Raw genomic sequence first — 12,388 nt, forward strand, 5'->3', positions numbered from 1 at the left:
CATCCGTAACGTCCAAATTTTTTTGGTTGGTATGGATACCTTTTTTGTGAATTAGTCTGCATCAGTTTTTTTCATGTGTAAAATAGGATAAGGATTACCGGCATCATCAGTTTCAGTACGGCGGTAAGTTTCAAAGCCAAGATGTTGATAAAATCCAATGGCTTGAGGATTCTGTTCGTTGACCGTCAATTTATTCACATTAAAATTTTTGATTCCATAAGTAATTAATTGCTTGCCAATGCCATGGCCACGGAATTCTGGAGCCACAAATAACATTTCAAGTTCTTGATGAGAGATACCCATGAAAGCAATAGGGGACTCATCCTCTGCAATTATCAAATCAGGAATTTTTCGTAAAATTTCTGGTAAAGAAGTCTTAATTGTTTGAACTGCCTCTTCAGATAAAAAGGAGTGGGTAGCTCTAACAGATGATTCCCAAACATCGGTCAATTGAAGTATTAGATTTTCGGACCTTTTAGAAACAATTTTTATTTTCAAATTACACCTCAGAATAGATTTTGCTTATTAGCAAAGAATTAATTATGATTGTAACAGGAGTTAAAGAAGGTTAAAAGGATAAGAGGAATATCTAATGCTTATAGATAAAAGTTGGTATGACGAACTGAAGTTAGGTCAGATTCAAAATGTCCAAGCTGTTTCTGGCGGCGATATTAATTTGGCTTTTAAAGTGGTTTCAGATACAGGTGAATATTTCCTAAAGGTTCAACCAAACAACAATGAAGGCTTCTTTGATCATGAAATTGAAAGTCTCAATCTGATTAATTCAGTGGCTAATGCTCCTAAGGTAATTCGAAGTGGAACTTTTCAAGATAATGGCTATCTGGTTTTGGATTATATTCATTTTGGAACGGGTTCCCAGTATGATCTAGGTCGATTAGTGGCTAAAATGCATCAACGTCATTCACTACGTTTTGGTTTGGGACATGATGTTTTAAATGCAAAGAATCCTAAAATAAATACTTGGCGCGCTAATTGGGGTGACTTCTATATCCAACAACGTTTGAATGTTTTGATCAATGAAGTTCAGAAAAAAGGTTTGTGGAATGATGACCGCGATAAGTTAATGCGTCAATTTGAGGAAAAATTAACAGATTATTATCAAGTTCATCCCATCACGCCGAGTTTGATGCACGGTGATTTGTGGAATGGTAACGTTGGTTTTCAACAAAATCATCAACCAATTTTATTTGATCCCGACGTCTTTTTTGGTGACCGTGAGATGGATATTGCAATGACTTTGTTGTTTGGTGGCTTTAATGAAGAGTTCTATCAAGGATATCAGGATCTTTACCCATTAGATAAGGATTGGCAAAGAAGGGTACCTTGGTATCAGACTTATTATTTACTGGCACATCTAAATCTTTTTGGTGAGACTTATGGGGCAAGTTTTAATAATACATTAAGACAAAGTGTAGAAAATTAAGACTAACTTCCTTGTCAATTTACCAAAATAAGAGCGATACTATAAGTAAAGACTTTTCTTTTTAGCGGGAGTGAATTAAATGAATAACGAAATTAAATATATCTTAAATGAACTAACGGTTATTTACGGATTTTATCAAGATAAGTTTAGTTTGGAGAGAATTAAGACTTATATTTTAAGCATGCCCGAAGGTTCAAAGTTAGTTAAGGTGGAAGAAGGGCAAGTCCCAATGTACGATCATAATGTAACTTTGCCTATTGGAAAATTTAACGATGATACCGATTCTGTCAGCTTGTTGTTAGTAACTCACACCATGGTCAAAGAACGCGATATGGATATGATTGCTAGTGACGCTAGACGAGTAGTGGCTTTAGTCAATCGTTTAATTAGTTTGATCTCACCTCAAAAATAGAATATTTTACCGATATTTTGGCCAATGACTACACGATTTTTATCGTTGTCATTGGCTTTTTTTGTTGATATAAAGCCTTTTTTGATGGAATAGAAAAATAAAGGTAAATTTGACTTATATTTTTGACTTCATTAAATTGAATGAGTATTAAATAAATCAACGATTGAGGGAAGAATATGAGTTTACAAGTTTTATTAGTTTGTGGTACTGGTGCTTCGTCAGGATTCATGGCTGTTAGCATGCGAAAAGTCGCTAAAAAGAAAGGGTTAGATTATCAAATTAAAGCCCGTAGTGAATCTGAATTAGAAAATTATCTTGCTGAGACCGATGTTATCATGATAGGCCCACATTTATCTTTTATGGAAGCAGAAATTAAACAATTGGTGACAGGTACTGATAAAAAAGTTATTCTGATGAATTCTGATTACTATGCCACTTTAGACGGTGAAAAAGCATTAGATCACCTTCAAAGCGTACTTGATTAGAAAATAATTGGAAGGATTTGAAGCAAATGAATAACTTTATGACAGTTTTTAAAAATAAAGTAGCACCCAAAATGGATCGAATCAGTCGTAATATTTGGATCAGTGTTTTAAAAGATTCGATTTTACAAACATTGCCCTTTATTTTGGTTAGCTCGGTAATTACTTTTTTAGGTTTGTTCGCTAATATTTGGAAATGGTGGCCTGATTTATCAGGTATCAGTAATTTTACTTTTGGAATTATTTCAATTTTTGTCGCATTTCTAATACCTTTTAATATGATGGAAAAAAAGAAATTAGCAAAGCAGAGAATTATTTCTGGACTAGCTTCTTTAGGATTATTTTTACTTCTAACTAATCCCGTGATGGGAAAAGATGGTAGTGCGATATTTGAATTCAGTCACTTTGGTGCAGCAGGGATGTTTGTAGCCATTATTTGTGGTATTTTCGCGGCCTTAGTTATGGGATTCTTTGGAAAATTCAGTTTCTTTTCTGAAGATACTGTTATTCCCGACTTTGTGACGGCATGGTTTGATTCAATGTTACCGATAGGAATTGTTATCACAGCCGGTTTTATTTTAGTCGATGTCTTAAAAATCAATGTTTATCAATTGATCATTCAAATGTTTTCACCTTTAGCTAATATTGTTGAGACTCTACCTGGATTTGTATTAGTTATGTTGATCAATTGTTTGATTTATTCAATGGGGATTTCAACATGGATTTTGACTCCAATCACAACGCCGGTATATTTAGCAGCTATTCAAGCTAATCAAATACATGGGGCCCATAATATCGTTACTGGAGAAACAATGTTTTCAACCTATTTATGGATTGGTGGGGTAGGTTGTACGATGCCATTAGTTTTAATGATGTTATTTTTAGCTAAGTCGCAACGATTAAAAATTTTAGGAAAAGCCTTTATCGTACCTAGTATTTTTAATATCAATGAACCGGTTGTCTTTGGTTCGATCGTCTGGAACCCATATTTGATGATTCCGATGTGGATTCAAGGAGTAATTTTGCCAATCATTGTTTGGCTTGGTTTGAAAACAGGATTAGGACATATCCCTGATGCAGTTTTCCAGATGTGGTATGTTCCTTTCCCAATCAATACGTGGATCAATGGACATACGATCGGTTCAATTATTTTGGTATTAATTATTTTCCTAGTCGCAGCAGCAATTTGGTATCCATTTTTCAAGGCTTATGACCGTGAATTAATAAAGAAAGAAGCAGGTAAGTAAGATGATAGATGAATCTGAAAATAATGCTGACCTACGTCGATCAATGCAGATGATAATCTCTTCTGGTGATGCCAGAAAATTTATTATGCAAGCGTTAGACTTAGTTGGAGATGCTAAATATGATGAGTCTGAGCAATTATTGAAGCAGGCACATGAGAAACTATTAACAGCACACGCATTGCAGACAGATAAGATTCAAAAAGAGGCTGAGGGTGAAAAATTAGAGTATTCAGTTTTGTTCACTCATGCTCAGGATACGATGATGTCCGTTAACAGTGAATATAACTTAGTTAAGCATTTGATTGAGGTATTTAAAAAATTGAAGCAATAAAAAACTCCTTAACCTGGATTCTTGTCCAAGTTAAGGAGTTTTATTTTGAAAGAATCAAACACGGAAAGCTCAATTCTTTATGCGAAAAGATAATTTATAGGAGGTTTTGAATGTGTGAATAGTTTGATTAGATCAAGTTTGCTACTTGCATCAAGATTGGAACGACGATTACGAACAAGACAGTTGATGTTGTAACAAGATTTGTTGCGTAGTCGACGTCACCATGTGATTGGTCAACCAAGATAGGTAGAACAGCAAGTCCAGGAGCAGCAGATTGAATGATGAATGAGCTACTTTCTAGAGCAGGTAAGTTAGTACCCATCATTGATTTACCTAATAGGATGATACTGATCATTAAAGCAGGGGCGATAATGAATCTACCAACTAGGGCTAGAATTGTATCACGGTCGAATTTGATAGATTTCAAACCAGCATCAGCTAAGATAATACCAATGTAGATAAGTGACATAGGTGTAACGATACCACCGACCATGTCCAAAGTCTTATTGATCCATTCTGGAACAGGAATAGCTAGTAATAAGAAGACTAATGAAACTAAGAAACCAACAAGTGGAGCAGGTAGAAGTTTCTTCCAGTTGAAGTCCTTCTTAGCACCCTTTTCAACGGTTGGATCATCACTTGAGATGAAGAAGATACCGACAGCCCAAGTTGAAATTGTGTTCATAACATAGTAAACAAGGAAGTAAGGTAAACTCTTTGTACCAAATAGAGCCATGTTCAATGGTAAACCAATGAAGATAGTATTAGCATTAACGAACATGTTAATGAAAGTACCACGACGACCTTTTCTGATACGGAATACTTTAGTTAAGATCCAAGCTACGATGTAACCTAGAGTGAAACTGGCGAAAGTGAAAATCAAACCGCCAGACAGACTTGCTAATTTATCTCGATTCAAATATTTAAGAACAGAAACGAAGATAGAAGCAGGTAAAGCAATTTTCATGATGATGAATGAAATATTGCCCTTGAATTCATCACCTAGGCGACCAGACCCTCTTAGCCAGTATCCTAAAGCAATGACAATAACGATTTCAGCAACACTTTCTAGTGAAGTGATAAATGCAGCCATAAAATAATTCCCCTTTGTTTGACAAATTTATATATTAATATTTAGGTTCCCACTTAAGGTCAGCAACGGCCTTCTTGGCGTCAGTAGCTGATGATAATTTTTCATCAATAGCTTCTTGTGCGACACCTTCAGCAACAGTAATACTGAACTTATCTAGTTTTGAAACAGGAGGCAATACTGCAGCACCTGCTTCTGTAGGATCAACGATACCACCCAATGAGTGAGCAGCTTTGTTGATCATACCGTCACTAAGCAACTTAGCGTTAACAGCCATTGAACCAAGTCCAAGACCAGGATATACCAAGGCGTTGTTAGCTTGTCCAATATTGTAAGTTACACCATTGTATTCGATTGGATCAACAGGAATACCAGTAGCGATAAGAGCTTTACCATCAGTCCATTTCAAAAGATCTTCAGCCTTAGCTTCAGCAAGCTTTGTAGGATTTGATAGTGGGAAGATGATTGGACGTTCAGTGTGAGCAGCCATTTCCTTGATAATTGATTCAGTGAAAGTACCAGGTTGTGTTGATGTACCAACAAGAATAGTAGGATGAACAGCCTTAACAACAGCTTCTAGATTTGTTAGTTCATCAGCATTAGCAAATTCACTACGTTTTCTAGTAAATGGTTTTTGTTCTGGTGTTAGATCTTCAGTGTCATCGAACAATAGACCTTGCTTATCAACTAAGTAGAAGTGTTTCTTAGCTTCTTCTTCAGATAGGCCTTCTTCAACCATTGAGTCAAAGATTCTCTTAGTAATACCAGCACCGGCAGTACCAGCACCAAATGATAGATAAACTTGATCAGTAAGCTTTTGCTTAGAAATGTTCAAAGCACCAAGGATACCGGCAAGAGTGATAATACCTGTACCTTGAATATCATCGTTAAATGTAAGAATTTGATCCTTGTACTTGTTTAAGATATTGGCAGCATTGCTACGACCGAAGTCTTCAAAGTGAAGATACATATTAGGGAACAAGTTTTCAGCAGTTTCAACGAATTGGTCAACAAAGTTGTAGTACTTGTCGCCTGTGACACGTTCGTGATGGTTACCCATGTATAGGTCATCATCAAGTAATTCTTTTCTGTTTGTACCAACATCAAGAACAACCGGAAGAACTGACTTAGGATCAACACCAGCAGCAGCTGTATAAACCATCAATTTACCAACAGAGATGTCAACACCTTGAACACCCCAGTCACCAATACCAAGAATACCTTCACCATCAGTAACAACGATAAGTTTGATATCACGACCCTTAGCAGCATTCTTTAGTGATGCTTCAAGATCATCAGGATCATCGATTGATAAGTAAGCAGCATTTTGTGGATCTAAGAAGAGATGACTGTAGTTTTCAATTGTATCGGCAATTGTTGGATCATAAACAACAGGCATGAATTCATAAACGTGTTGACTGAATAATTTATAGAATAAGGTAATATTCTCATTGAATAAATCCATCAAATACATTCTCTTATCAAGGAATGTTTTCTTACTTGAATAGTTCTCGTAAGCTTGTTCAACTTGTTGGTCCAAAGTTTGAACGAATGGTGGAAGCAAACCTTCAAGATGATTTTCTTTTCTTTCTTCTTTAGTAAAAGCAGTACCTTTATTTAAGAAGTGATTATTTAATAAATCTAAACCCTCATATTTCATAGAATTAATTCCTCCTAATTATTTTTTTATACAAGTAAACACTACAATAATTGATATACGTTTATATATCACGTTATATAAAATAAATTTTCGAATAATGAATTTTATATATAGAACGGTTGGCATATTTATTATTGGTGTTCGTAAATAACTTTCGTATGGTACTATAAAACATAATAAAAAATATAGTCAAATATATCATCTTTGATAAATAAAATTTATAGGTGCAAATATGAATATAAAAGATTATCAGTACTTCAAAAAACTGTCCGAGTCTAAGAGTTTCTCTGATACAGCTAATTTTTTTGGTGTCAGTCAACCGACGATTACTTATTCGTTAAAGCGTTTGGAAGATACATATGGCATTCCTCTGATCAAGCGAAAGAGTTACGCTAATTCGTTATCTTTAACCTATGCAGGGGAACAGTTGTTAGCTCATATTGATAAGATCTTATTAGAGAATGATTTGATTAGCGATGACATGAAAAGAATCAAACGTAAGAAGATTGTCATGGGATGGCCACCGATTATTAGTAATTATGTAATCCCTAAAGTCTTTGATCAGCTGCGGGACGCCAATCTGTTAAGTGCAATTGTCCCAGAGGGTGCCAGTTCACGTCAGTTATTGTCGGAATTAAAAAATGGCAAGATAGATCTATCCTTATTAGGATCGACCATCTTGCCACAAGAAAATCACTTGGATTATCAATTAATTAAAGAACATCACTTCAAATTCATTGCTTCCGCAGATCGGGATGTCTCTAATATTAAAACAGTAGAGGCACTATTCAATGAAGATTTTATTTCCCTAGACGAAAAATCAGTTCACAGTCAAGTTTTACAACGAATTACTGAACGCTATAATGTCAAGCCACACACAATGTTTAAAACAAATGATTATCGGTTGATGTTAAGTCTAGTTAAACAGAATAAAGGTGTCAGCTTTGTCACGGAAACGGCCATTCAGGATGTCCCAGGCATCCAAGAAATTCATATTGATGATTTAGATTTGCCTTCATTCTATATTTTGTTTGTTTATCGTCATAATATGGTGGGAAGTGAAAGGCTTCAACAATTAATGAAAATTTTCAAAAATATTTAGATAATAATTTTTATTTATAAATAAAACGAGGTATACAGGTCTAGTCCATTTTAGTAAAATATAAATTGTCAGTTGATATATCTAATTGGCAATAGGGGATTAGTGGTAATTATTTAAAAATTAAAGACTATATCTCATCAATATGGTTTCTAATTTTTGTGAATATATTGTGTAATTATCATTTTTTATAATCAAAATGGATTAAAAAATTATGGGATAGGCATGTTTTGATAATCTGTTTACTGATAGAAGGCCATTTGTATAGACCTTTTTGTATAAAAGAATTGATTTATAAAAAGTTGTCGACTTTTGTAAACCCACTTATCTTTCTGAGGGAATATGGTAGTATTATTTGTGGACAGAGATTCTGCTAAATCTTTGTTAGATGATTTTATGATTACAAAAGAATATAAAATTGATGGTAGTTCCTCCCTGAGCTGCCATTTTTTTGTGGTTTCGATTTGCTAAACTTTGTTATATCAATAATGGTATTGCGTTCTATGGTATAATTTTTTGTAATAAGCTATTTAGGAGTTTTTAGTATGAATTACAATGTTGATCAACAAAAAGAAATTGCCCAATATGCAGTAGAACATGATAACAACTACAAAGCTACTGGTGAAAAGTACGGAATTTCATACCAACAGGTAGCTGCATGGGTTAGAAAATATAAGAAGTCACAAACTAAATCTGAAGAAAAAACTGCACCAACTTCCAAGCCACAACAATCATCACAACCTAATATGCTGGATGTGCTGAGTCGTAAAGATCCTGTTTTGGAAGCTCAATTACGTGAAGTTAAAAAAAGATTAGGACTATTATAATATGAAGAAAGTCATCTTCGTTTGTTTAGGAAATATCTGTCGTTCACCAATGGCAGAGATGATGATGAAACAATTGGTCGAACAACAAGGCCTTGATTCAGAGATTAAAGTAGAGTCTCGGGCTACTTCAACTTATGAGATTGGTAATTCGCCTCATCTAGGTGCAATTGCGGAATTGAAGAAGCAAAACGTACCTATTGTTAGACACACTGCTCAGCAAATAACGTCTCAAGATTTTGATAGTGCCGATTTAATCATCGGAATGGATAAACAAAATATTGTCGACCTAAAGCAAATGGCACCTGCCGCTGATGAGAGTAAAATACATATGGCCTATGAAGCGTTGAATAGTAACGCCGTAATTGAAGATCCTTGGTACGATCATAAATTTAATCGAACCTATCATCAGTTAGCGGAGGTTTTACCCATTTGGCTAGAAAAATTGAAATCATAAGAGTCAAACTCTATTTTAGATTTTGACTTTTTTTATTTAATTTGGAGGTTTTATAATGCATCAATCATTGTGGGACCAGCTAAAGAATGTTTTTAAAAAGAAAGAAAAGAATGACGATACCATTTTAACGAATGATATTAACGATCCTCAAAATAAAGCTCGAAGCAAAGAGGAAGAAACTAGTGATTTTTCACAGATATTGAAAGTAGAAAATGTCCAAGTAGACGTTACTGTTGCTTCTGAAAATGAGCTGTTGAAGTACCTATCTAAGTTTGCTAGCCAACGACAGACAGGGTTAGATGAAGAAAAAATATATGGTCAATTTTTATTACGTGAACAACAAGCATCGACTAATTTAGGTGATGGAATTGTGTTACCTCATGTTATTGATGATTCAATTAAAGAATTGACAATGTTGGTTTTGAAATTAGAGAATCCTATTATGTGGAATAATGAAAAAATTGACTTAGTGATCGGTTTGTTGATTCCTAAATCGGAACCAAATTTTCTTCATGTAAAATATCTAGCCAGTATTTCGATTTTATTATCAGATCCTAAATTTCTTTACTCTTTAAAAGAGACTACTAGTTCTAAAGAGATAGCGGATATGTTTATTAACAGTAATAATTAATAAAACGGATAATAATGTTATAATAATTGAGTTATTTAACAAGAAAATTGGAGGGATTATTTTTGAGCCAATTAAGTGTGCTAAATGTAGTAATTCGACTCCTATTGGCTGTGATATTTTCAGGTATCATTGGTTTAGATCGAGCATATAAGCATCGTCCAGCAGGATTAAGAACGCATATCTTAGTGTGTTTGGGTGCTTGTATTATTGCGATGATTCAAAAGAATATTGGGTTCGATGCCTTAGAGATGGCACGTCAGTATCCTCAATATAAAGGTGTTATAAGAGCAGATGATGCTCGTTTGATAGCTCAAGTTGTTAGTGGTATTGGTTTCTTGGGTGCTGGAACGATTATTGTGGAACATCACTCGATTCGTGGATTAACAACTGCCGCCAGTCTTTGGGTAGTTGCTTGTCTAGGAATTGCTATTGGTATGGGTGATTATATTATTGCCATAGTCGGCTTTTTAGTAGTTTACGCTGTTTTAGGTTTTTTGAAGAAGATCATCAAGATCAGTCCAGTCAGAAAGCTAAAGATCGAGTACAAACATAAGCTGGATACTAAGAAGTTTATTGATGATTATTTTCAAAGACACGATATAACAGTTGAAGGTGTTAGATTCAGCGTATCCAATTTGAATGATACGAAGATATATACTAATGTTTATTCAATTGATTTTGGAAAAGATATTGATTACGTTGATATTGTCGAGGGACTGTCAATGAATGAAAATATTCTTAAGGTAGAAACGATTAATGTTTAAAGTAAGAATATCCCTAAATTATTAACTTAGAGATATTTTTTTATGCTCATTTTTAGTAATGGTATATTTAAATATTTTAGTCTGGATAATTGATTGAAATTTGTCTAGACCTTTGCTATCTTTTGTAATTGGGGGAATTAAATGATAAGAATTTTGCGATCCAGATTGTTAATTGTTTTTTTGTGTACGTTATTAGTCTTAGTTGGTTATCTATTATTATCGAAAAATAAAGTAATTGGTAGTAACCGCGAAAGTATTATTTTAGTAAGTGAAGCAAAACATAAGCAGAAGAGTATTTCGGAATTTAGTAACGAGAGTAAAAAATACTCTTATGTTTCTTTTGACAATTTATATGAGAATACAACTTTATATTTTGGATCGAAGATTTTTCAATTTGGACATGTTAAAAAATTGGATCCAGAAGATAAATATATGTTAGTAGCATTAGATGGCAACGATGCGTCAAGAGTTTGTAAAGTGAAGTATACTGACTCCAATTTTGCGAGAAACATCAGTAGCTTACAAGAAAATGACGCTATAAAGTTTTATGGTGAAGTTCTTTCAATGGATAATTATATTAACGAAAAGGGCCGCCAGATTAGACGTCCCGTGATAAGTGCTAACTTTATACAATTAAAATTAAACAAATAAGGGGAAAAAATGACTCTATACAACAGTATCCTAGATGATAACTTTGAATACTTGATGTTCCAGGAATTGATCGATTTAAGAGAAATGGAATCAGAGACACTTCCAGAATAATTAAATTCTAACTAAATTGTCGAGAAACATCTTATGAAAAAGCAGTATCCGTTAAAACCACCTTGAATGTGGATTTAATGGATACTGCTTTTTAGATACAAAAAACCCTCCAAGCTCGGACGGCAAATATCCAAAGTGGAGGGCACACATTTTATATCAAAAGGGTTCTTTAAGAAATAGTAAAAATCAAATGGCATCTCAATTAAGAGAAGTGACATCAAACAAGAGAAGTTTTAATTACTACTTTTTAGATTCCTTTTTATTCTTAGCAGATTTCTTATCTGCGGAATCTACGCGTTTTTCGTTTTCTTTTACATCATCGGGAAGAGAGGCAAACTTATCAAACAAACTGCCAAAATCACTTTCACGTTTCACTGTTAAGCCCATCGGAATCAGCCCCTTTCAGGTTTTCTTTATACTGCTATTATATAGCCTTTCAAAAAGAATAACAATTATTTGGATAAATTAAATTAGTCGATTAGTCAATTTTTTCAATCTTGCCCGCCGCAATAGGCAAAGTAGTGTGAGCGTCATAATCACCCACAGCACCGCCCACGCTTTCAGGTAATTGGAGACTGTCAGGAACACCATGGATATAAATAACACGTTTATCTAGTTCTAGTTCGTCAGTGCCAAAGACCTCTTTAAACTTCTTTTGTAAATCTTTCAAAGGTACATCTATTTCATAGGCAAAATGACCATTAGCGTCAGAAATAGGATAATTATCATTAGGTACATTCATGTTTTGAGGGGCATCGTCAAAGGGAACCATCGTAGTACCTGAAACAATCTCTGTTTCAGGAAGGTCAACTAAACCATCATGATTAACATCTTGGGCCATGGTAGCGATTTGAGCTATTTTACCATCAGGAAAACCATGGAAGTGTTCCCAGTGTTGAGTGTTCTTAGGAGTATCAAACATTTCAATCTTAATATGTAGATTTTCGTCAGATTCAATAAAACTCGCATTACCATGAGCCTTAGTACCGATAAATTCATCATTTAATGGAACTATATCTGCTTTATATTCTGTCATTTTTCTTATCTCCTATTCAAATTGTACACAAATATATTGTATAAAATCAATTATATTCTCAAAATATATAAAAGCAAATAAAAACAACTCGAAATCCCCAAAGGGGCACTTAATTTGACAATTACGCAGATTAACTTAATATTAGATAA

Annotated in this window: 16 protein-coding genes; 11 read left to right on the plus strand and 5 right to left on the minus strand. The window is 34.1% G+C overall.

The annotated features are described in order from the left end of the window. Positions 1–51 precede the first annotated feature (51 nt). Positions 52–498, minus strand: a complete 447-nt coding sequence (locus U8526_RS00430; RefSeq protein ID WP_334339992.1) for a GNAT family N-acetyltransferase — start codon at positions 496–498, stop codon at positions 52–54. 94 nt (positions 499–592) lie between these two features. Between U8526_RS00430 and U8526_RS00435 the strand changes: the two genes are divergently transcribed. The 5 genes from U8526_RS00435 (at position 593) to U8526_RS00455 (ending at position 3,916) form a co-directional block, all read left to right on the plus strand. Continuing rightward, positions 593–1,444 carry a fructosamine kinase family protein gene (locus U8526_RS00435; protein WP_334339993.1) on the plus strand — a complete coding sequence of 284 codons (852 nt, stop codon included), beginning with the start codon at positions 593–595 and terminating at the stop codon, positions 1,442–1,444. A 79-nt stretch (positions 1,445–1,523) separates the two neighbouring features. Next, positions 1,524–1,856 carry a hypothetical protein gene (locus U8526_RS00440; protein ID WP_334339994.1) on the plus strand — a complete coding sequence of 111 codons (333 nt, stop codon included), beginning with the start codon at positions 1,524–1,526 and terminating at the stop codon, positions 1,854–1,856. Between the two features lie 176 nt (positions 1,857–2,032). Further along, the gene (locus U8526_RS00445; RefSeq protein WP_334339995.1) at positions 2,033–2,341 is read left to right on the plus strand and encodes a PTS sugar transporter subunit IIB; all 309 of its coding nucleotides are present in this window, start codon (positions 2,033–2,035) and stop codon (positions 2,339–2,341) included. A gap of 26 nt (positions 2,342–2,367) precedes the next feature. Further along, complete coding sequence (locus tag U8526_RS00450; RefSeq protein WP_334339996.1) at positions 2,368–3,585, plus strand: PTS sugar transporter subunit IIC; 1,218 nt, start codon at positions 2,368–2,370, stop codon at positions 3,583–3,585. Between the two features lies 1 nt (position 3,586). Beyond that, positions 3,587–3,916 (plus strand): PTS lactose/cellobiose transporter subunit IIA, encoded by a 330-nt coding sequence (locus U8526_RS00455; RefSeq protein ID WP_334339997.1) that lies wholly within the window; start codon positions 3,587–3,589, stop codon positions 3,914–3,916. 127 nt (positions 3,917–4,043) lie between these two features. Here the strand turns inward: U8526_RS00455 and U8526_RS00460 are convergent, their stop codons facing one another. Continuing rightward, entirely contained in the window at positions 4,044–5,009 is a 966-nt protein-coding gene (locus tag U8526_RS00460; protein WP_056952230.1) for an AEC family transporter, read from the minus strand. 34 nt (positions 5,010–5,043) lie between these two features. After that, positions 5,044–6,666, minus strand: a complete 1,623-nt coding sequence (locus tag U8526_RS00465; protein ID WP_334339998.1) for a malolactic enzyme — start codon at positions 6,664–6,666, stop codon at positions 5,044–5,046. A gap of 232 nt (positions 6,667–6,898) precedes the next feature. Here U8526_RS00465 and U8526_RS00470 point away from each other — a divergent pair, with 232 nt between their 5' ends. The 6 genes from U8526_RS00470 (at position 6,899) to U8526_RS00495 (ending at position 11,092) form a co-directional block, all read left to right on the plus strand. Then, on the plus strand, positions 6,899–7,768 hold the full coding sequence (locus U8526_RS00470) for a LysR family transcriptional regulator (protein WP_334339999.1): 870 nt from the start codon (positions 6,899–6,901) through the stop codon (positions 7,766–7,768). Positions 7,769–8,310: 542 nt separating this feature from the next. Then, on the plus strand, positions 8,311–8,592 hold the full coding sequence (locus U8526_RS00475) for a helix-turn-helix domain-containing protein (RefSeq protein ID WP_334340000.1): 282 nt from the start codon (positions 8,311–8,313) through the stop codon (positions 8,590–8,592). A 1-nt stretch (position 8,593) separates the two neighbouring features. Beyond that, complete coding sequence (locus U8526_RS00480; protein ID WP_334340001.1) at positions 8,594–9,046, plus strand: low molecular weight protein-tyrosine-phosphatase; 453 nt, start codon at positions 8,594–8,596, stop codon at positions 9,044–9,046. A gap of 55 nt (positions 9,047–9,101) precedes the next feature. Further along, entirely contained in the window at positions 9,102–9,677 is a 576-nt protein-coding gene (locus tag U8526_RS00485) for a PTS sugar transporter subunit IIA (RefSeq protein ID WP_334340002.1), read from the plus strand. A gap of 62 nt (positions 9,678–9,739) precedes the next feature. Continuing rightward, positions 9,740–10,441 carry an MgtC/SapB family protein gene (locus U8526_RS00490; RefSeq protein WP_334340003.1) on the plus strand — a complete coding sequence of 234 codons (702 nt, stop codon included), beginning with the start codon at positions 9,740–9,742 and terminating at the stop codon, positions 10,439–10,441. Positions 10,442–10,582: 141 nt separating this feature from the next. Continuing rightward, on the plus strand, positions 10,583–11,092 hold the full coding sequence (locus tag U8526_RS00495) for a hypothetical protein (protein ID WP_334340004.1): 510 nt from the start codon (positions 10,583–10,585) through the stop codon (positions 11,090–11,092). Positions 11,093–11,443: 351 nt separating this feature from the next. Here the strand turns inward: U8526_RS00495 and U8526_RS00500 are convergent, their stop codons facing one another. Together U8526_RS00500 and U8526_RS00505 are read right to left on the minus strand one after the other, a co-directional pair. Beyond that, positions 11,444–11,590, minus strand: coding sequence for an SPJ_0845 family protein (locus U8526_RS00500; RefSeq protein ID WP_167593944.1), 147 nt, complete (start codon positions 11,588–11,590; stop codon positions 11,444–11,446). A 91-nt stretch (positions 11,591–11,681) separates the two neighbouring features. Next, entirely contained in the window at positions 11,682–12,239 is a 558-nt protein-coding gene (locus U8526_RS00505; RefSeq protein ID WP_334340005.1) for a hypothetical protein, read from the minus strand. Positions 12,240–12,388 lie beyond the last annotated feature (149 nt).

The organism is Companilactobacillus sp. HBUAS56275, from assembly GCF_036913655.1.
Taxonomy (GTDB): domain Bacteria; phylum Bacillota; class Bacilli; order Lactobacillales; family Lactobacillaceae; genus Companilactobacillus; species Companilactobacillus pullicola.

Excerpts from the sequence above, each read along its gene's own strand:
- U8526_RS00460 (WP_056952230.1), bottom strand. The coding sequence starts at position 5,009 with ATGGCTGCATTTATCACTTCACTAGAAAGTGTTGCTGAAATCGTTATT.
- U8526_RS00485 (WP_334340002.1), top strand. The coding sequence starts at position 9,102 with ATGCATCAATCATTGTGGGACCAGCTAAAGAATGTTTTTAAAAAGAAA.
- U8526_RS00435 (WP_334339993.1), top strand. The coding sequence starts at position 593 with ATGCTTATAGATAAAAGTTGGTATGACGAACTGAAGTTAGGTCAGATT.
- U8526_RS00505 (WP_334340005.1), bottom strand. The coding sequence starts at position 12,239 with ATGACAGAATATAAAGCAGATATAGTTCCATTAAATGATGAATTTATC.
- U8526_RS00440 (WP_334339994.1), top strand. The coding sequence starts at position 1,524 with ATGAATAACGAAATTAAATATATCTTAAATGAACTAACGGTTATTTAC.
- U8526_RS00475 (WP_334340000.1), top strand. The coding sequence starts at position 8,311 with ATGAATTACAATGTTGATCAACAAAAAGAAATTGCCCAATATGCAGTA.
- U8526_RS00500 (WP_167593944.1), bottom strand. The coding sequence starts at position 11,590 with ATGGGCTTAACAGTGAAACGTGAAAGTGATTTTGGCAGTTTGTTTGAT.
- U8526_RS00465 (WP_334339998.1), bottom strand. The coding sequence starts at position 6,666 with ATGAAATATGAGGGTTTAGATTTATTAAATAATCACTTCTTAAATAAA.
- U8526_RS00455 (WP_334339997.1), top strand. The coding sequence starts at position 3,587 with ATGATAGATGAATCTGAAAATAATGCTGACCTACGTCGATCAATGCAG.
- U8526_RS00495 (WP_334340004.1), top strand. The coding sequence starts at position 10,583 with ATGATAAGAATTTTGCGATCCAGATTGTTAATTGTTTTTTTGTGTACG.
- U8526_RS00480 (WP_334340001.1), top strand. The coding sequence starts at position 8,594 with ATGAAGAAAGTCATCTTCGTTTGTTTAGGAAATATCTGTCGTTCACCA.
- U8526_RS00445 (WP_334339995.1), top strand. The coding sequence starts at position 2,033 with ATGAGTTTACAAGTTTTATTAGTTTGTGGTACTGGTGCTTCGTCAGGA.
- U8526_RS00450 (WP_334339996.1), top strand. The coding sequence starts at position 2,368 with ATGAATAACTTTATGACAGTTTTTAAAAATAAAGTAGCACCCAAAATG.
- U8526_RS00470 (WP_334339999.1), top strand. The coding sequence starts at position 6,899 with ATGAATATAAAAGATTATCAGTACTTCAAAAAACTGTCCGAGTCTAAG.